The sequence below is a fragment of the Flavihumibacter petaseus NBRC 106054 genome (assembly GCF_000974785.1).
GTDB lineage: Bacteria > Bacteroidota > Bacteroidia > Chitinophagales > Chitinophagaceae > Flavihumibacter > Flavihumibacter petaseus.
The window spans coordinates 200161-220291 of the sequence record NZ_BBWV01000002.1 but is presented as its reverse complement, the minus strand read 5'-3'; the positions used below and the strand labels follow the sequence as shown (position 1 = coordinate 220291).

The following is a 20131-nucleotide window of genomic DNA, read 5'->3' as shown; positions in this document are numbered from 1 at the left end:
GGCAAACAAAAAGGCAATTAATTAAATCCAAATTAGAAAGCCTCGTGTTGATTCTTGACCTGATCTGTACCGATAACAGAAAATATTTTTTTCGTTGCTGTCCTGATCTGTACTGACTTCTACAAGTTAACCAACAGTGCTTCACACATCATTGCAGCTCGTGTATTTTTAATTCAATTACCCGGGATAGTTTAATTTCTCCCGAACTAAAAAGCGGTATGATGAATGCAATTTTTTCATCATACCGCCAGGTATTAAAATAAGATTAACGCAGGAAGGCAGCCGCAACACCACCATCCACATTGATGGTATTGCCGGTAGATTTGTTCAGCATTCCACCGGCCAGCACAAAGCAGGCATTGGCGATATCTTCGGGAAGAATAATGGCATTGAGCAGCGTCCGCTTAGCATAGTATTGCGGAAGTTCATCAACTGTAATACCATAAGCCTTAGCGCGGCCTTCAGCCCATCCGCCTGCCCATATATTGCTGTCGGAGATCACAGCATCCGGGTTGACAGTATTCACGCGGATCCTGTCGCCCCCCAGTTCTGCCGCAAGCAGGCGCGTGAGGTGTGCCTGTGCTGCTTTGGCAGATCCATAACCAGCGTTGTTGGGACCTGCTACCAGCGCATTCTTCGAAACGATATTGATGATATCTCCTCCCATCGCCTGTTTGCGCAGCACCTCCACACCGGCTTTGGATACGATGAACTGTCCTTTTACCAGGATATCAAACAATTTATCCCAATCCTGCAAACTATGTTCAGCGATGGATTTGCTGATGCTTATACCGGCATTGTTGACCACTATATCTACGCCGCCGAAGGCGCGGGCAGTTGCATCCAGCGCTGCAGCGGCAGACTGATCATCCGTTACATTAAGCAGTGCAGTGTGTACAGCATCTCTTCCAAACTGAAGTGCAAACTCCTCTCCCGCTTCATTTAACCGCGCTTCATTCACGTCCGTGAGCACCACACAGGCACCCTGTTCCGCCATCTTCCTCGCAATGGCCTTTCCAATACCGCCACCGCTTCCGGTAATGAGTGCTATGCGGCCAGACAAGGGCTTAGGTTTGGGCATCCGCTGCAGTTTCGCTTCCTCCAGCAACCAGTATTCGATATCAAATGCTTCCTGCCGGGGCAGCGAAGTATAGGAACTGATCGCCTCTGCACCACGCATCACGTTGATGGCATTGATGTAAAATTCAGCCGCCACACGGGCAGTCTGTTTGTCTTTAGAGAAAGTAAACATCCCGATACCCGGATACAGGATCACCACCGGGTTAGTATCCCGGATCGCGGGACTGTCAGGATGCCTGTGCGTATTGTAGTAGTCTGCGTACTGGAGGCGGTAGCTTTCGAAAGCAGGTTGCAGCAAAGCATGAATGGCGGCGGCATCATGCATATCCTGATCAGGTGGAAATTCCAGCACAAGTGGACTGATCTTGGTACGCAGGAAATGATCCGGGCAACTTGTACCCATTGGTGCAAGACGGTTGAGATCCTGCGAGTTGATGAACCCGAGTACTTCAGGGGCGTCAGTGAAGTGTCCGACCATCGGCTGCTGACTGCTGCAATAGCCCCTCAGGTAAGGTGCGAGTGCGGCTGCCTGGCGAAGGCGGTGCTCCTTTTCAGCAGCCGGCAGTTTTTGTCCACCGAAAACAAGTTTCTGTTCTGCTGATTTTCCTGCAATATAGCTTGCACACTGCTCCACCACTTCGAGCGTATTCAGGTAGCAGGAATACGCCGTGTCACCCCAGGTAAACAATCCGTGGGAACCAAGCATGATCCCGACGATGCCGGGATTCTCGTCCACGCATTTTTTCAACCGGAGGCCAAGATCAAAACCAGGCCGTTGCCAGTCTACCCAACCGATACGCCCCCCGAAAAGCGATTCTGTAATGGCTTTGCCGTCTTTGGCGGCAGCGATAGCGATGGCGGCATCCGGATGCAGATGGTCTATATGTTTGTATGGAAGAAAAGCGTGCAGGGGAGTGTCGATTGAAGGTGCCTTGCTGTTCAGATCATAAATGCAATGATTGAACAGTTCAACCATTTCGTCCTCATGTTGCAATCCGCGGTACCGTTGCCGGAGGCTCCGGAGCCGATCTACATAAAGCGCAGCGAGTCCTGATTTTTTCAGCGTGCCGATATCCCCGCCGGACCCCTTTACCCACATCACTTCAGTTGATTTTCCGCTCACAGGGTCGATCCCTGTTGTTTTGCAGGAGGTGTTGCCACCACCATAATTGGTTAACCGAAGGTCCGCGCCCAACAGGTTGGAGCGGTAAATCAGGAGAGCGACTTCATCGCCTTCCAGTTGCGCTGCTTTGTCCGCATCCCACAGGTAGCTCACATGTTGGAAAGCAGGTGTAATTGTATCATTCATGATAGGTGAATTAGAAAATAAAAGTAGAAGCCCACTTTTGGTTTTCTGTCATGCCCTGTCATGACGCTACACTTCCATCGCGAAAATGAGCTGATTATATGTGAAGGATTGGGTGGGGCAGCTCCCAGTCGTGAAGTGAGAAGAACGACTAGATCACGCCATATGTCTCCTCACTGTCAAATACAGATTTCAACGCAATGGCGATTTCATAGGGAGAAATCGCCAGGTCCCTTGGCATTTTATCCCATGACAACCTTCCCTGATCGTCTCGTGTAATAATAAAAGGATAGCCAATTCTTTTGACTATATCATCTGGTTCCAAAAGTTCAAACTGATTTCCAGACTTCATGAATCCCAATCTGTATTCCACGCCCTCAATAAATAGCTGTACATAAATAAGTTCCACATGAAAAGGTTTGAAGCCATTTAATAACTATGGTTATAAAAAACTATACCATTGGCCGGCTCTCCTTGCAATCATTGCGCGAAACAAAAAAAGGTGCGTATTGCCTACAGAAGCTTTAGCGTAAGCAGGCAGCGCTGCAGTATCCATCGCTATGTCGGGTCCTGTGCTACCGACTTGTATTTCAGCGTAGTTCCCCATATTGGCCTATGAAACTACGATTTTCGCTACCTGCAAATCCAGACAGAAACTCCATTTGGCTTCACCGGAAATCTGACACCCGCACCATCACCGGTATGTACTTCATTGTCGCACTGTTCTATCCCGTCATACATGACTTTATCTTTCAGTGAACCCGGCAGGTTAATTTCCAACTCCCTGCCATTTTCAGGATCGGTATTCAAGACAACGACCATTCCGGATCCAGGCATTTCCGCCACCCCCTCCCTCACCCAGCCAATGCAATGCTGAGATTCAAAAACATCATTCTGATCGCCATAGGCATGCGTGCTTCGCAGCCCCACCATGCGGTCCAGTCCGACGACCGGGTGAAGCACCACTTCTTTTTCGCCATCACCCTTATCGTCTTTGTAGTGGCTGCCAAATGCATGCGGATAGAATACCACAGGATAACCATCCTTCCGCAACAGGATCAATGCATACCCGTGCAGCCGGAACCAATCCTGCGTGGTATCCTCGAGGGACTGCAACGGCTGGGTATCATGGTTGTCTACAAAGGTCACTGCCTTCTCAGGTCTGCGCTGTACCAGGCTGCCGTCAAAGATGGTCCGCATATCGAAATCCCTACCCTCTCTTGAAGCCTTCGCGAGCGATTCGTGCAGGGGAGCATCCATCAGCATCATCCGGTCACCTACCAGTTCAAGGTAATGGATCAGTGCATTGACATCGTCTGTCTTCCAGTACTCTCCTACTGCAAACAGATCCTTGCTGATTACGGCCCGCGCATGATCCAGCCATTCGGCATAAAAGCCAGGATTGATATGTTTCACCGCATCCAGCCGCACACCATTGAACGGCACCGTCTGACCATACCATGCAATCAATCGTTTTAATTCTTCCCTTACCTGCGGCTTGCGCGTTTCGATATCATTCAGCATCAGAAAATCAAAATTTCCTTTTTCTTCACTTGCCATTGGTTCCCAGTCTTCATATTCCGAAATGATATTGAAAATGCCGTACTCCCGGGTATCCGCTGCGAGGTCCACACCGGTAAAACAGCTTTTGTCCCACGTAAAATCAGAATACTTTCCATTCCTTCCCGGAAAGGTAAAACGGGTGTAAGCCTGGATGGTTCTCTCCTCTTCAATGGCTTTTGTCCGGTCCTCCGGATCCATTTTACGAACACGGACAGGCTCTGTTTCCTCCGCGCCCCCCATATGGTTCAATACTATGTCCACATACACATCAAGTCCGGCCTCACGCGCAGCCTTTACCGCCACGATGTATTGTTCCTTTGTGCCAAACCGCGTTGCTACCGTCCCTTTCTGATCAAACTCCCCCAGGTCGTAAATATCATATACATCATAACCTCTAGACTCCACTCCCGTTGTCCCTTTATAGGCCGGCGGTAACCAGGCGGCGGTAATGCCTGTATCAGTCAGGGTCGGGATCAGGTCTTTAAAGCGCTGCCAGTGAGTACTGTCGGCAGGAATATACCAGTCGAAAAATTGAATCATCGTACCATTTCTCCTCATGCTGATTGTTTGGTTCCTGCACGCCAATCACATACCACACCGATGGCATATGCTTTGAATTTTCCTTCTTACAGATGAGAGAACGGCATGGCACCAGACAAATATTCAGTAGTAAAGGAAGGAATCACGTTATCACCAACGGGGTGTCACTTACGCAATTGCTGAAACCTGTAGAGCGGCCGACACAATGCGCAAACAATAAAAGATGACAATATGGAAGCAGGAAAAACTTACACCCTGATCACCGGCGGCTCCGCGGGAATCGGGCTGGAACTGGCCAGGCTGTTCGCGAGGGATGGACACAACCTCATACTGGTAGCCCGTACACAAAGCGACCTCGACGCAGCGAAAAATGAATTGACAGCGCAGGGCGTTGATGTGGTGACCATCGCCAAAGACCTTTTTGATCCCGACGCGCCGTTTGAACTTTACCAGGAAGTAAACGATCAGTATATAGTGGAAATACTGGTCAACGATGCCGGCCAGGGAGAATACGGCTTGTTTAAGGACACCGATATTGATCGGGAACTCGACATCATTCAGCTGAACATCTGCAGCCTGGTGACGCTGACCAAGCTTTTCCTGCCGAATATGCTGGAAAGGGGCGAAGGCAGCATCCTGAATGTTTCCAGTATTGCGGGTAAAACACCGGGTCCCTGGCAGTCGGTTTACCATGGCACCAAGGCTTTCGTACAATCCTTCACTGAAGCATTACGCAGCGAACTGAAAGAGGAAGGCATCGTGGTTACCGCTTTACTGCCAGGCGCTACCGATACCGATTTCTTCAATAAGGCCAATATGGAAGACTCCAAAGCGGTGCAGGACAAAGACAAATTGTCTGACCCGGCAAAAGTAGCCAAAGATGGTTATGACGCCCTCCTGGCCGATAAGGACAAAGTGATCTCCGGATTCAAGAACAAGATGATGATGGCCGCCGCCAATGTGATGCCCGAAAGCAATGTGGCCGACATGATGAAAAAACAACAGGAACCCGTCTCAAAAGATAAACAATGAAAGCAGCAAGAATTCATGGTCCAGGTATTGTCAAGTGTGACAATGTTGAAGACCCTAAAATGAAAGAAGATACCGATATCATTTTGAAAGTAACCGCTACCGCGATCTGCGGTTCCGATCTCCATATCTATTCTGGTGGCATTCCCCAGCCCAGGCCGATGACGCTTGGGCATGAGTTCATGGGCATCGTGGAAGAGACCGGCAAAGCGGTGAAAAATCTACAGCCGGGCGATCGTGTGGTCGTACCTTTTCCGATTGCTTGCGGGGCCTGTTTTTTTTGCCAGCACGATCTGCCCGGCCATTGTGAAAACAGTAATCCTGAGCACTATGGGCCCGAAGGTGGCCTGTTCACCCAAAAGGGCGGAGCGCTTTTCGGATACACCGACCTGTATGGTGGCTATGACGGCGGACAGGCAGAATATGTGCGCGTGCCCTACGCAGATTTCGGTCCGCGGAAAGTACCGGATGGACTAACCGATGAGCAGGTACTATTTCTTACAGACATCTTCCCTACCGGCTATACCGGGGTCGACTGGGCCAATGTCAAGGGAGGCGAAACCATTGTAATTTATGGTTCCGGGCCAGTCGGACTAATGGCGGCAAAAAGCGCCTGGCTGCGCAGTGCCGGTCGCGTGATCATCGTTGACACGCTGCAGTACCGGCTCGACAAGGCCAGGCAAACTACCAATGCGGAAATTATTCTATGGGAGGGTGATGGTAAAAACGTGACAGAAATGATCCGTACCCTTACTGATGGTCGCGGTGCTGATGTCTGTATAGAAGCCGTGGGCTTTGAACCTGACCGTAATTTTCTCGATCGTGCCAAAGCTGTGATCAACCTGGAGAAGGGTTCACCCAAGGTCCTGGAAGCGTGCATGAGCAGTGTAAGACGCGGCGGATTCGTTTCTGTGCTGGGCGTTTATCCGACTACCTACGACAATTTCCCAGTCGGACAATTTTTTGATAAAGGCATCACGATGCGCGGCGGACAGGCACCGGCGCACAAATACATCGACATGCTGATGAACGTGGTACAGCAGGGAAAAGTGAAGCTAAATGATATCATCACGCATCGCCTGCCGCTTTCACAAATCGCCGATGGCTATGCGATGTTTAAAAAGAAAGAAGACAATTGTGTCAAAGTAGTATTGGACCCAACCTTATAACCATGATAGAACCTGAACTGTATTATATCGAAGGAGACGAACAATTCCCCGGCAACCCGCTGCCGGTATTGCATTACCGTGATGTACTGAATATCCCGTGGTGGTTTCCGGCGACGAGAGTCAAACAACTTTTCCGGCAGCACGGCTGGTCCAACAACTGGACGAACGGCATTTATACCTATGCCCATTACCACAGCAATACCCATGAAGTAATGGCAGTGATCAAAGGTAGCACGGTGATCTGGCTCGGTGGTGAGGAAGGGGTTACAGTTGACCTGATCAAAGGAGATGTGCTGGTCATTCCCGCAGGTGTGGCACACCTGAACCTGGGGAAAGAAAAGGACGTGATCTGTGTTGGAGGATACCCCGGGGGAAAGGATTTTGACATCAACTATGGCAAGCCGCAGGAGCGGCCATGGACAGACAAAAAGATCTATGCACTATCGCTGCCGTCCATGGGACCCATCTACGGCGAAAATGATCCATTGCTGCAGGTCTGGGGCAAAACCAGGAGACAAATCACGATTCTCAACGAGACAGAAATAATTTTATGAGTACGAGAGATGGTGCGAACAGGAGCCTCTGGCAACAGCAACCGGCATTTGAACCGGCAAATAAATCATCTTCAGACCGCGCTTATGAAGTGATCATTGTTGGCGGAGGCATTACCGGGATCTCCACGGCACTTTCACTGCAACGGGCCGGAAAAAAATGCCTGGTACTGGAGGCGGCGCAACTTGGCTATGGAACCACCGGCGGCACAACGGCCCACCTGAACACCCTTTTGGACACGCCTTATTCCACGATTATCAAAAATTTCAATGAAGACACCGCCCGGCACGTTGCCAGTGCTGCCAGTGAAGCGATTGCTTTTATCCAGCAGAATATGACGAGCTATCATATAGATTGCGGATTTGAGCCTGCAGATGCCTGGCTGATGGCGCAGGATAAAAAGCAGCAGGAAGAGTTGCAGGAAATCGCCGTAGCAACAAGAAAAGCGGGGTTGATGATGGAGACCGGTTTGACCGCGCCCTTCAACGTACCACATATTGAAGCCGCCCGGATTAGCGGCCAGGCAAAATTTCACCCCCTGAAGTACACTTTCGGGCTGGCCGCTGCATTCGAAAACCTGGGCGGTGTCATCCAGCTGGAGGAAAGAGTGCTGGAAGTAAAAGAGAAGAGCCCGCTTTCCGTGATCACCAATCGCAACGAATACAGCACTACTGACCTCATCTACGCCACGCATATTCCACCCGGCGTCAACTGGCTGCACCTGCGGTCCAGTCCCTGGCGCTCCTACGCCATGGCGTTCACGCTCGCCGACAATAATTACCCAGCAGATCTCTTCTACGATATGCAGGACCCCTATCATTATTACCGCAGCCAGGAAGTGGATGGTCAGACTTACCTTATTGCAGGCGGCTATGATCATCCCACCGGCGTTGAGCTCAACACCAATAACCCTGTGCGGGAGCTTGAAGCGCATGCCCGCCACCTGTTTCCGGTAGACCAGGTCGTTGCAAAATGGTCATCACAATACTATGAGCCTGCGGATGGTCTCCCCTATATCGGTTTGCTACCGGGTCATGGGCAGCATATCTATGTTGCCACCGGGTTTGGCGGAAATGGCATGACCTACAGCAGCGTTGCAGCCCTCGTGCTCACTGATCTGATCCTTGTCAATGACCATCCCTACCGGAAGGTATTCGATCCGTTCAGGGTGAAGCCAATAGCCGGTTTCAAAAACTTCCTGCAACAGAATGTCGGGGTGGTAAAGGAATTGGTCAAACGACTCTTGCCTGCCGATAAGATCCCTGAACTGGTGGCACTTGCCCCCGGGGAAGCCGGGATCGTAAACTTTGAAGGAGATGCCGTCGCCATGTATAAAGATGAATCCGGGGAAGTGCATGCCGTAAGTCATGTGTGCACGCACCTCAAATGCGGCGTGCAGTGGAATGCAACAGAACTGTCGTGGGACTGCCCCTGCCACGGCGCACGCTACAGCGTGGATGGCAGGGTGTTGAACGGTCCCGCTGACAAAGATCTTGAAGCCATCCCTGTCGCTCCCGGGAAATCAACATCACCAAATGAAACAACATAAAACAAAAGGACTTAGATCCGCATTCGATCTTTATGGTCATTGTCATCTGGGCAGTAACGGGGCCAATATACCGGCACTACCATCATCACCTTCCTGATGGTATTCATCATCCAACAGTCACAAAATAAAGATACCGTTGCGCTCCAGATCAAACTTAATGAACTGATCGCGTGTAACGAAAACTCGCATTCACTGCCAGTCAATCTTTGTTAACGGCGACCGCCCCGGCGACCGCTTCTGCCTTTGACCAACTGCTCAACCAGCGCTTCAGTAACTGCAAAAGCGTATTTTTCCTGCACTACAGGCGGATCTCCTTTGCGCAGTACCAGTTTCCTCACCATCCGTACCTTTCCCATATATGCAATCGCGAACCAGGCAAACAGTTTTCCTCCTGCCTCTGGCACCGGAGAAGCATAGCCAGTAATGCCTATTCCCCAATGGCTATGAAAAAGCTGCATTACCCCCACAGCCATTTCTTCAGCAACTTCCTTTGATACGCTGTTGACCGCTTCAGCGTGTATCGGTTCCACCGCCAGGCATTTGTACTTTTGTGCCAGGTTATAGGCCGTTATTCCACCCTGAAAAAAAGTAGCCGCTTCGGGAATCTGCGAGAAAGCATACTGCAACAGTCCCGATGTAACGCTTTCCGCTACTGCAATAGTCTCCTTCCTTTCTTTCAATTGCCTGCCAATTTTCTCCAGTACTGTTTTATTGAAAATTTCCATGCTGTTGTACTTTATTCACCTGTTTCGTAATGGGGGGCATCCACGGGTTTGGATTGTGACGACCCCTGCTGGCGCAGGAAGATCGACAATACAATAATGGCAAACACACTGAGAAATTCACTTTGCCAGTTCTGAAAGGATTCAAACCAGAACCGCGAATCGCCGAGATACTGACGGGCCGGTTCCAGGGGCAACCCCTTCCGCGCCAACTCCTCATTTTCGTCTTTCAGACTGCCATAAAAATGCAGCGCAAAAGACAGAACGAATAATAGCAGTAAGGCAATGGTGAGTGAATGTTTATACAGTTTCAGTACAAAACCGCCTTTGCGGACAGGCCACGGCGCGTCTTTTCGCAGAGGCGAAGGTTCGCGGTCAACCTCCTCCGGTTCGTCACACTTTTTGGATTCAGAAGATCCCTTTTGCCGCAACCAGATTGTAAACAATACAAAAAATGCCATCTGCAGAAACTCACTTTCCCAATTCTCAAACGTGGCTTCAATAAAATGGCCGGAGGAAAAATAAGCACCATAACCTACGGGTGATTGTCCTTCCTCCTGCCTGTTCTTATTGTAAACTGCATAGCCCGTGAAGTACTGGCTGCTGATGGCGCCCAGGAACATCAGGAAAAAAGCTATAGAAAGTCCGTTGTTACGTAACCATTTCATACTTCACTGTATAGCAATTTCTACACCATTACTCAACTGCTTTTGCGGCCGGCTGATTTGCGGGGTGCTGATTTGCGAGAAGCGACTTTCCGCGGTGCTGCCTTTCGTGGTGCAGATTTCCTGGTTGCTGATTTACGCGGCGCAGTTTTTTTTGCAGCGGCCTTCCGCGGAGCGCTCTTCTTTGAAGCTGCTTTCCGTGCAGGTGCACTTTTCTTAGTCGCTGCCTTTTTACGCGGTGCTGCAGATCCGGACGTGCTCTTTTTTGCCGCGGACTTACGTGGAGATGCGCTTTTCTTTGTGGGCACTTTCGCTCCTTCTTCCCTTGCTTCAGACAATCCGATAGCGATCGCCTGCTTTCTGCTGGTCACTTTTTTGCCGCTTCCGCCACTCCTTAATTGTCCGTGTTTCATTTCGTGCATGGCCCTTTCTACTTTAGCGCCAGCTCTTGGTGAATACTTTGCCATAGTAGTTTTTTTTGAACCAGATGCAAATGGTCTGCCAGCTGGGTTTCACGGATGTTTTTGATTTTCACGCAAAGCACGCCAAGGGGCAAAGGCGCGAAGAATTTAGAAAAGGTGAAGTGTTGACTAGTTTAGCGTTTGATTAGCAGGTAGACGGAAAGTTACCGGCCTGCGGCCGGAAGCGCGCAAAGATAACCCGCGGCCGGGGCCGCGGGTTATTTCCCATTGTTGTGTAAAATAGTGCTGATTTCAAAATCGTTTATTGCTCATTCAGCTTTGCACTGAACTTACCGCTTGCCGTCGTTTTCGAAGTTAATGTAGGTCCATAGCCGGCATCAGTAACGGTGAAGGTTCCTTCGGCACGACCATTACTGAGTTTTGTAATATTAATCTGTCCGCCACTGGGAAATAGTCCGACCTCGGGATCCGCAAACCTGCTCATGTAAGTGGTTGTGCTCGTTTGAAAATGAAAATGGTTACCGGTATTGGAAAGGTCATAATTGTAGACACCCACACCCCCGTTCCAGGCCAGCAGAAAATAACCGCCCCCCTCATTTTCAGGATTCGACAAAAGATACCGGTCTCCCATCTTTCCAATTCCTGATGCTGGAAATTTTACCGGCGCTCCGCCTGCAATGCTCAGCTCGATCCATCCATTCCCAAGAACATTCAGCTTCGACAACAACAGGTAAGTTCCAGGTGTCGGTGAATTCAATTCAAGTGTCACCGTCGCAGTCACCATTCCTTCCACAGATGCCGGCGCTTTGTAGGTTACTGTACTGGATGATGCCCGTGTAAGGTTACCGGGACCATGAAGTTCCCAGGATTTAATAAAGCGGGAAGGCATAGGCGCTGCCTCACCTACCGGATATCCACGGTCATAATAGGCACCATTAGGATCATTGCTCAGTGGCGCCAGCAGGTCGTCTGAATCTACAGGAGTAAAAACCAGGGCACGCACGGTTTGGGTGGCACCGGGATCCAGGTCTGCCTGGAGGGGTGCAAGGGAAATCCTGTTCATCATCGACCAATTGCTGAAATGCTTCGTACGATAGCTCACCCGTTTCATCTCAATATCGGTCTGATCTGCACCAACAAAACGCCAGACACCATTTTCGTCCTGGTAAGACAACCCCAGTGTCTGTGTCAGTGGAATACTGTCGGTATAATTACCATAGGCATAAGTGATGGTAACCGGCTGGGCAAATTGTTGTCCATGTGGCGTAAGCCGGAAAGACGGTCCCACGCCGGCGATATTGGTATTGGTGATAGGCTCGATACCGATCGTAGTTTCTGCATTAAGCGCTCCTGGCGGGATCTGCAATTTGATCGCGCCACCCGGCGTTTCCACAGTTCCTCCGGCAGCACCGATCTGCTTCGACACAACCGGCCCCAGCGACTGGCCCTGCGGGCGGACCAGCGGCGTTATCTCAACTTCATCATCCACCGGGATCTTATCATGATCCTTCTGACAACCGGGAGCAATAGCGGCCAACAAAGCAATTCCCACCAGGTACGTGCTCATGCGGGTAAATCTTTTCATCATCTGATAATTTTCCCCACCTGACAAATCGGTTGCCCGCTACCGGGAGATTTCGTGTCCGAAATGTCGGATTTCATGAATGAATTGTGGAAAGCACCCGAATGCTGCTTTCGTTTCGCGCAAGGATGGTTGAAAGCTTTCAGTAAATAGAACCCGGTGTTTTCCAGCAATAGAATCGGCGCTGCGCGCTATTTTGTTTCACGCAAAGCGCGAAGGAGCAAGGGCGCAAAGAAAAATTTACCGTCATTCCAAAGTGGAATGATAGTGCCTGAGAGGTATTTGAATCTTTATTAGTCATCGTAAATCCATGTAACATTTACGAGGCCATCGTTTAGCAATAAGCACCAGTACCTGAAAACCCTTGCGCCTTTGCTTCTTCGCGTGCTTTGCGTGAAAAACTGCAACACTGCCGGAAACTTATCGCTAAACCTAAATCAATATCGCGAGACACCGTCCGGTTCCGCACGACGCCATGTATCAATAACGGACACTCCCATCTGCAGGCGCAGTCATCAAGTAATTGATTATTAGCGTGCTCTTCTTTTGGCATTTTATATGGTAATTTTCCTCCATGCTACGCACCTACCTGAATGTTGCCTTACGCAACCTTGCCAAAAACAAACTGATAGCCTTCATCAATATTTTCGGCCTGGCATTAAGTATGTCTGTCGGACTCATGATCCTGATCCGCTTCCAGGATGCACTTAGTTATGACAAGTTCCACGAAAAGGGAAAAAGGATACTCAGGATAACATCAGATTACCAGAAAAAACAAGACAGGTTATGGCATATGGCCAGTACACCACTACCGCTGGGCAACGAACTGGCCAGATCCGGCAACAGCATCGAATCAATCGTCACCGTTTATCCTGCCTTCGGGGGGAAAGCTACGGCCGGGGGGAAAGAGCTTAACCTGGATGGCGTCTTCACCACATCCGCTTTCTTTTCAATTTTTGACTTCCCCTTACTTTATGGCGATTTCAAAACGGTGCTGGACAAACCCAACAGTATTGTATTAAATAAAGCAGCAGCAATCCGGTTTTTCGGTAATTGTCAGGTTGTGGGAAAGATGCTCACCATGAACAACGGCGTCAATTACATAGTTACCGGTGTGATGGATGAACCTGCCGGTAAATCACATCTTTCTTTCGACGCTTATGTCTCCCTGGGTTCAGTTCCGCTTCTCGAAAAAAGCAAACTGATGGAACCCCGCCAGGACGACTGGTTCGCATTTAATGCCGGCTATACTTATGTATTACTGAAGGAAAACGCCGAAATAAAATCACTTTCCGGCGATCTTAACCGCATCGCCAGCAAACTCAACCACATCAACAGGGATGGTACTGCTGCATTTGGCCTGCAATCCCTGCATAAGATTTCACCCGGCGGAGACTACTATGACAATGACAATGCCCGGGGTAATTCATGGTCAAAGATCTATACCGAAGCTACGGTTGCCATCCTTATCCTTTTGGCTGCCTGTTTCAATTATACCAACCTGACCATCGCCCGCGCTTTGACCAGGGCGAAAGAAGTTGGCATGCGTAAGATTTCCGGCGCGAAACGATACCAGATTTACCTGCAATATCTTTTCGAATCCGTTGTCGTCGCCTTCATTGCACTCCTGTTTGCCAGCATCATCATCGATCTGATCGTCACCTATGCGCCATTTAATGATGGCTACGAGTTCATTCCTTCCAGTTTCAACCTCAATACAGCCTTTATCGGAGGAGCCATCGGCTATGCACTCTTAACCGGGATCATAGCAGGGGCAGCGCCCGCCAGGATCTTATCCTCATTTGCACCCCTGCGCGTGCTAAAGAACCTGCAGACCGCTAAAATCTTCGGGAAAATAAGCCTCCAGAAAAGTTTGATTGTATTTCAGTACAGCCTTTCCCTTATCATCATTATTTTTCTGAGTGTCTTTTACCAGCAATTCGCTTTTTTGTCCAGCGCTGATCCGGGATTCAGAAGGGACCACACGATGATCATTCCCATTACCGGACTGGATGAATCCCTCGTAATCAACCAGGTAAAACAGGTCAGTGGAGTGCAATCCGCCGCCGCTTTCTCCGGACAATTTAATGGCAGGTTTAACGGGCAGACCTTACCGGTATGGACAACCGATGACACAAAGCGTCAGAATCTCAATTATTATTTTGCCGACCGGAATTTTATCCCGCAGATGAATCTTGTTCTTGTTGCGGGAAATCAGTTTCCTCTAACCGATAACCCCATCAATGAATCTGTGCTGCTTAACGAAACAGCCGTTCGTGCGCTGGGTTTTGCCAGCCCCGAACAAGCGATCGGACAGAAGCTCCATGTCAATGATTCTACCCAACTGAACATAGCTGGCGTGCTGAAAGACTTTTCATACGAACGCACCGGCAGGCCGGTCTCTCCCCTTGCGCTTCGAACACGTGCACATGCCTATCAATTCCTCTACGTACAAACGGCAACCACCACCAAACCGGAAATTCAGCAACGCATCGGCGATCACTTATCCGCCCTTTACCCCAACCAGGTTTTTAGTTACGACTGGCTCGATGAATCACTGGAGAAAAGCAATTCACAGACAGCTACGATCTCGCTGCTTGGCTATCTTGGTGCCATCACGATGTTGGTGGCGAGCCTCGGACTCCTGGGGCTGGTGATCTATACCGTAGAAGTGAAAAGTAAGGAAATCAGTATCCGGAAAGTGGTAGGCGCGAGCGAAAGGCAGCTGGTCAAAATCCTTTCAACCGGGTTTGTAAAATTGCTACTCCTCTCCGGACTGATTGCTATGCCGCTGGGTTGGATACTCGCACAGCTCTTTCTGCAGAACTTCCCGCTTAGGATCAATTTCTCCTTTGGAAAATTGCTGGCTTGTTTTCTTTTCCTTTTCAGCATAGGATTGTTTACCATCATATCGCAGACCTGGCGTGCGGCAGTCGCGAATCCCGCAGGGAAGTTGAAGGCAGACTAAAGACGTTTCCGGCCCAGATATTGCTCTACCCAGTTTCGCTCCCAGTGAAACCAGTCAATAGCCTGTGCCGGCTCTCCATGCAGCTGTTTCCGCAGGTAATCAAAATATATCGCCCATCGCTTCCTGTAAAAACTGGTCATCAACCCGGACCACTCCCGGTACGCATACTCATGCAGGTTATCCTCTCTGGGATTATTTTCTCCCCAATAAGTGATCAGCATCATGGCATTGCGCAGGTTATTCTGTTTTTCCGATTTCGTATTGCCTGCACGCAGTGCCTGCCGGTGCCAGGTTTCCAGCCGGAAAAACGCATCCTGTTTTAATAATGCTTCTGTTTCATCATGCAATTGCAGAAACCTGGCTGCAGCAGCTTCAAATGACTGCTCCTGCCGGTTTTCAAAGGCGCTTACCATTTCAGCGAACACCGCGTCCGCCCGATTGGAAAGCACCTGCCTTTTGAAATTAATCAGGTCGATCCGGAAGGTGCGGCTCGATGCAAATGCTGGTGCAGCCTTCTCGAAAAGGCGGACACCCGCTGCAAATACCGCGGTATCATATCCCTTTTTCAGGTTACCCCAGGTGGAAACAGATTTGATGGACAGTGCAGGCCGTGCACAAAGGATATTCTCCGGCGGACCTTCCTGGTAACCCGGATTACTGTAAGCAGTCTGCAGGAACAGCTGCCAGGCGGAATCCACTACAGTATTGGCGGCTCCGTAACGCGCGAGGGCATATTGCTTTAACCAGGAACGCGTATCAATGGGATCAATATGCCAGGCCGTCTCCAGCAACAATTCATAGGTCAGCGGATTGTTATTGATGCCTTCGGGCATGATGCCTACGCCTTTCATCCACGTGCGGTACGGGCTATTGAGCACACGGGGCACTTCCGAAGCAAACCGCTCCAGCTTTCCCTGCAAACCCGGCCTTTCTCCGAAGTTGTTGACGATGCACCAGATAAACGGCGTTCCTTCATACCCCTGCCTTGTCTCCCAATTGTTCGTATTCTCACCAAACAATTCCTGTACGAGCACATATTGCTTGTTCAAGCCTTCCAGTAAGGCTTTTTTGGGATTGTCCTGCCATCCCTGCAATACCCACACAGACTCCGGAAAATGCTGCAACATCGCCTGCTGTATACCGGCGCCGGCCTGTGACAGGTTAATGCCCTCGGTAATACCACCTTCATGAAAAGGGTCACCGGAAAAGAAGCGGATCTCAGCGCCATAGAGCTTTTTCACAGCGTCATAGTATAATGCTGCAACCCGGGCGAAAGCCGGATCTGTGGGATCAAGAATATCGGGACGGACAAAAGCGCCCCAGGATCCCTGCACGATAAAATGCGCTTTCATTTTCTGTTTAAGACTCACCGGCACCATACCGAAAAAACCGGGCATCACGGGTTCAATGCCCAATGCGTTCATGCGCTTCAGCATTTGCTGCACCATTACTTTTCGGCTATTGATCTGCGTGAGCGGCATCGGTCCGCCCCAGTTTTCAATATTCCCCATCAGCCACCAGGCATTATAAGCCGGGCCCGTAATAAAATCACTGATCTCTTTTTCCGAATACCCTAGCTGCTGCAGGGTGAGCTGCCACACCGCCTCTGCTCCATTGGCTACCAGCATCGTATTCACACCATTCAATGCCATCCAGTCGAGCTCATGTTCCCAATCCGCCCAGGTGTAAAAGCTCATGGTATAATTGTACGTGCAGTAGTTCAGCGCATGCCGGTATGTTGCAATACTCTTTACACCAACATTGCGGGTGACCATTGGAACCGGCGACACCGGCGAAAGGTTATCCCCCATATGGCTCATAGAGCGATGACAATACTGTTTCAGGTACCAGTTCAACCCTACTGCTGCCGCATTCGGATCGGTTGCCCGTATCCTGACCTTTTTCCCCGCGGGCTCCAGTGAAAATCCTTCTTCACCTGCTGGAAGCTTTTCAAAAAGTATATAGTCTTTCAGCCAGGGCACCCTCCTGCTGATGATCCCCCTGACACCCTCCCATTCATCCGCCCGCAGTATGCATGGCGCTATTAGAACCGGAATAACAAACAGTAATTGCAGTAATATCTTCTTCACGTAGTTGTAATTATTAAGTTGGATGCCTGAAACTATTGCTGTGCCCCTTTGCTGACCTTGTTGTTCACCACGCGGGAATTGCCATCGATATCTGACTGTCCCAGCAAGTCGCCGCTGAGTAATATTCCGCTGTTCTTTGCCGGTGATGCCGGCTGCAGGTGCAGATCGGGTAGCTGAATACTGATGAGCAAAGGATCCTCAGCAGCCGAAGAAGCGGCATCGCCACCGCAAGCCTTTTTCCATTCGTCAAAACTGCTTAAAGGTTTTCCGTTCCAGATCCAGGTGGCCGTACCTGTTGTAAAATAAAGGTTGTGATCGATGGTATTGTTGCTTCCTGTGGCAGTGTACTTGTGCACAAAAACATCTTCCGGCCTGGCATAGATGATATTGTTGACGATCGTGTTATCAAAACAGTTTTCCGTCAGCCGGATCTCTCCTTCTATCTCTCCAAACGCCCCCTTTTCCCGGTTGTTCTGAAACAGCGTATTGTTTGCCACTGTGCAGTTACGCGTGCCTCCGGTGGTGTAATTAAGATAACCGCCCAGGTAGATACCCGCCCGCCAGCAATTGTATACAAAATTGTTGCGCACGATACAGTTGCTGGTGGGAAAAGCATCATTCTCACTCACAATGCCGATACCACGGTCAGTATCATAAACCCGGTTTCGTTCAACCGTAATATTCCTGGCGCCATCCACATAGATCCCGATCGCACCATGGCCATGAACACCCCCGATCGGGCCGGTGGTCATATCAATCCGGAAAAGTTCATTCTCCGCAATCAACCCGTTGCGGGCATAGTTAAACGCCGGTACGGGATTAGCCGCATAGCCACCCGCCGCATCAATACCGATATTTTCTGCATTGTATATTTTATTCTTCCGGATCACAAACCCGTCCACATAACCATTGATGGTCAGGTTCTCACTATAACCGGTATTGCAGTCATGGATCTCATTTTCCTCCACCAGGATATTCGTCATCGGAACGGCAGTGTTGCCAATGATCTCGATGGCATGACCACTGCGGCCATCGGCCGGTGCAACATTGTGCTCGATATTATAGATCCTGTTTTTGCGGATCACGATATCACTGCTGCCATCAGATGCCACAATGCCGTTGATATTCACCCAAGGTGCACTGCTTGTGTAATTGAACACATCAAATCCCTCCAGCACCACAAACCGTACATTCCGCAGGGTAACGAGCGCTTCCTTCCCGATGATGGACAATCCCGTGCCATCAATGCGAACAGTTTCTCCCGGAAAAGCCTTCAGCGTTATCAGCTTATCTGTTTTTCCAGATTTGGGGAAAGAGACTTTCTCATGATATACGCCACCACGCACCAGCACGGTATCGCCGGGCAATGCCTTGCCCAGGGCTGTATTAATGCTGCGCAACGGTGCACCGGCACTCCCCGGGGCGATGTCACTGCCTTCATTTGACACATAATATACATTGGATGCCGCAGGCAGTGGTGGTGTGGTGGGCGTGGTAGATTTTGAACAAGCGGCCACCATCACGGCCAGGAGTATTCCCGGCAGTTTACAGAATACTGTCATGACTGATCAGGTATGGATTATTCGGAGACGATTTTACGTACGCGGTTATTGTTTTTATCCAGCACATATACCACGCCGTTCTTGTCAACAGCCACACCACCGGGACCAGCAAATGCTGCTGCTTCTCCGATAGCATCGGCAAAGCCGGAATTTCCGCTGCCCGCAAAGGTGCTTACCGTCCAGGTATTGGCTTCAATAAAGCGGATACTCTGGTCGGGATTGTAAGCGCCCCCATCCCAGGTACCGTTTCCTGCTATATATACATTCCCCGACGCATCTGTTGCAATGCCCCAGGGCAGTGAAAAACGCGCCGTCGTTCCCGCACCATTCACATAGCCAGCCTGCCCTGCAGCACCGGCAATGACAGTTTCCGTCCACGTTTCAGCAGCAAATCTTTTCACCACATTGTCTCCATGGCCCGAAACAAACAAATTGCCCTGCTGATCGAAAGCAATTCCTGCCGGATAGTTCAGTCCCGAAATAACAGCATGCCCGCTTCCGTCTCCGTCTACTGCATAAATGCTGGCAGGAGAATTGGCACCGGTATAATACAACTTGTTGTTCTTACTGTCGAAGGCCGTGCTCCATGGTGCTTCGGCTCCCCATATCACAACAGAAGCATATCCTTCCGGTGTGATCTTCCTCACGTCCCAGTTGATCGGATCAGCGGCATAAAGGTTGCCTTCAGGGTCAATCGCAAGCGAATACGGCGCATTGAATTTTGCCGCACTGCCCTGGCCTTCCGCGAAACCCGCTGTATTCGGATCTCCCGCCAGCACAGACACATTGCCGTCCGGATCAATCTTGCGAATGCAGTGATTACCGGGATCTGCCACAAACACATAACCCTCATCATTAACCGCAATTCCCATGCTCCGGTACCAGGATTGCCCATTGAAACTGAACATCGCATCCTCGCCTTTTCCATTGGCGAAACCGGCCTGCCCACTACCGGCAAGCGTAGAAACAGTACGGGTAAAAATATAATGGAACACTTCGGTACTTTCCGCCTGGTCGCTTCCGACCTTCACCTTTACCGTACCTGACCCGCACTTGCTGGGAATAACCGCCATGATCTGGTCCATGCTCGCACCAACCAGGGCAAGCCGGTTTCCGTTTATGGTCACTTCAATGGCCGATGTATCGGTAGAAAAGTTACTGCCATTGATCAGTATGGTGGTGCCGCCGCCGCCTTCATTGCCGGTAAAACCGGTGACGGTCATTCCTGCCCCGTCGGCATGAGTAGCCGCGCTGTCTTTTTTGCACGCAGAGATCAAACAGGCGCCCGCTGTCATCATGATGAGCAGGCTCCGGATATATGAAGAATACATA

15 protein-coding genes and 2 pseudogenes are annotated in these 20131 nt (G+C 50.1%); 7 read left to right on the top strand and 10 right to left on the bottom strand.

Annotated features, from left to right (window positions below; all coding sequences use genetic code 11):
- Positions 1–265: 265 nt before the first annotated feature.
- From FPE01S_RS10755 to FPE01S_RS10745, 3 genes are all read right to left on the bottom strand, one after another.
- The gene (locus FPE01S_RS10755; RefSeq protein ID WP_046369024.1) at positions 266–2389 is read right to left on the bottom strand and encodes a bifunctional rhamnulose-1-phosphate aldolase/short-chain dehydrogenase; all 2124 of its coding nucleotides are present in this window, start codon (positions 2387–2389) and stop codon (positions 266–268) included.
- 148 nt (positions 2390–2537) lie between these two features.
- The gene (locus FPE01S_RS10750; protein WP_157473988.1) at positions 2538–2738 is read right to left on the bottom strand and encodes a hypothetical protein; all 201 of its coding nucleotides are present in this window, start codon (positions 2736–2738) and stop codon (positions 2538–2540) included.
- Positions 2739–3019: 281 nt separating this feature from the next.
- Positions 3020–4507 (bottom strand): alpha-amylase, encoded by a 1488-nt coding sequence (locus FPE01S_RS10745; protein ID WP_046369022.1) that lies wholly within the window; start codon positions 4505–4507, stop codon positions 3020–3022.
- Positions 4508–4720: 213 nt separating this feature from the next.
- Here FPE01S_RS10745 and FPE01S_RS10740 point away from each other — a divergent pair, with 213 nt between their 5' ends.
- The 5 genes from FPE01S_RS10740 (at position 4721) to FPE01S_RS25450 (ending at position 9001) form a co-directional block, all read left to right on the top strand.
- Positions 4721–5521 (top strand): SDR family NAD(P)-dependent oxidoreductase, encoded by an 801-nt coding sequence (locus tag FPE01S_RS10740; protein WP_046369021.1) that lies wholly within the window; start codon positions 4721–4723, stop codon positions 5519–5521.
- Entirely contained in the window at positions 5518–6687 is a 1170-nt protein-coding gene (locus tag FPE01S_RS10735) for a zinc-dependent alcohol dehydrogenase (RefSeq protein ID WP_046369020.1), read from the top strand. The genes FPE01S_RS10740 and FPE01S_RS10735 overlap by 4 nt, the downstream gene beginning before the upstream one ends.
- A gap of 2 nt (positions 6688–6689) precedes the next feature.
- On the top strand, positions 6690–7241 hold the full coding sequence (locus FPE01S_RS10730; RefSeq protein WP_046369019.1) for a cupin domain-containing protein: 552 nt from the start codon (positions 6690–6692) through the stop codon (positions 7239–7241).
- Positions 7238–8788 (top strand): FAD-dependent oxidoreductase, encoded by a 1551-nt coding sequence (locus FPE01S_RS10725; protein WP_046369018.1) that lies wholly within the window; start codon positions 7238–7240, stop codon positions 8786–8788. Before FPE01S_RS10730 ends, FPE01S_RS10725 begins: the two co-directional genes overlap by 4 nt.
- 96 nt (positions 8789–8884) lie before the next feature.
- Complete coding sequence (locus FPE01S_RS25450; protein ID WP_083990231.1) at positions 8885–9001, top strand: low affinity iron permease family protein; 117 nt, start codon at positions 8885–8887, stop codon at positions 8999–9001.
- Here FPE01S_RS25450 and FPE01S_RS10720 read toward each other — a convergent pair.
- Both FPE01S_RS10720 and FPE01S_RS10715 read right to left on the bottom strand, forming a co-directional pair.
- Positions 8998–9513: a CinA family protein gene (locus tag FPE01S_RS10720; protein WP_046369017.1), complete on the bottom strand. Its 516-nt coding sequence runs from the start codon at positions 9511–9513 to the stop codon at positions 8998–9000. The genes FPE01S_RS25450 and FPE01S_RS10720 overlap by 4 nt on opposite strands.
- Before the next feature lie 11 nt (positions 9514–9524).
- A complete protein-coding gene (locus tag FPE01S_RS10715) occupies positions 9525–10178 on the bottom strand; it encodes a DUF6766 family protein (RefSeq protein WP_046369016.1) in 654 nt (217 codons plus the stop codon).
- Positions 10179–10220: 42 nt separating this feature from the next.
- On the opposite strand from FPE01S_RS10715, the pseudogene FPE01S_RS26440 reads away from it, so the two are divergent.
- Positions 10221–10283, top strand: a pseudogene (locus FPE01S_RS26440) (pentapeptide repeat-containing protein); the annotation flags it as partial.
- Positions 10284–10480: 197 nt separating this feature from the next.
- Here FPE01S_RS26440 and FPE01S_RS26435 read toward each other — a convergent pair.
- Both FPE01S_RS26435 and FPE01S_RS10705 read right to left on the bottom strand, forming a co-directional pair.
- Positions 10481–10642: pseudogene (locus FPE01S_RS26435) on the bottom strand (DUF6496 domain-containing protein); the annotation flags it as partial.
- Positions 10643–10898: 256 nt separating this feature from the next.
- Positions 10899–12182, bottom strand: a complete 1284-nt coding sequence (locus FPE01S_RS10705) for a hypothetical protein (protein WP_157473987.1) — start codon at positions 12180–12182, stop codon at positions 10899–10901.
- 571 nt (positions 12183–12753) lie between these two features.
- On the opposite strand from FPE01S_RS10705, the gene FPE01S_RS10700 reads away from it, so the two are divergent.
- Positions 12754–15147 carry an ABC transporter permease gene (locus FPE01S_RS10700; protein ID WP_046369014.1) on the top strand — a complete coding sequence of 798 codons (2394 nt, stop codon included), beginning with the start codon at positions 12754–12756 and terminating at the stop codon, positions 15145–15147.
- Here the strand turns inward: FPE01S_RS10700 and FPE01S_RS10695 are convergent.
- The 3 genes from FPE01S_RS10695 to FPE01S_RS10685 are packed head-to-tail and all read right to left on the bottom strand — an operon-like array spanning position 15144 to position 20130.
- Positions 15144–17237, bottom strand: a complete 2094-nt coding sequence (locus FPE01S_RS10695) for an alpha-N-acetylglucosaminidase (RefSeq protein ID WP_046369013.1) — start codon at positions 17235–17237, stop codon at positions 15144–15146. The genes FPE01S_RS10700 and FPE01S_RS10695 overlap by 4 nt on opposite strands.
- A 32-nt stretch (positions 17238–17269) precedes the next feature.
- On the bottom strand, positions 17270–18799 hold the full coding sequence (locus tag FPE01S_RS10690) for a right-handed parallel beta-helix repeat-containing protein (RefSeq protein ID WP_052955708.1): 1530 nt from the start codon (positions 18797–18799) through the stop codon (positions 17270–17272).
- Between the two features lie 17 nt (positions 18800–18816).
- Complete coding sequence (locus tag FPE01S_RS10685) at positions 18817–20130, bottom strand: IPT/TIG domain-containing protein (protein WP_046369012.1); 1314 nt, start codon at positions 20128–20130, stop codon at positions 18817–18819.
- Position 20131 lies beyond the last annotated feature (1 nt).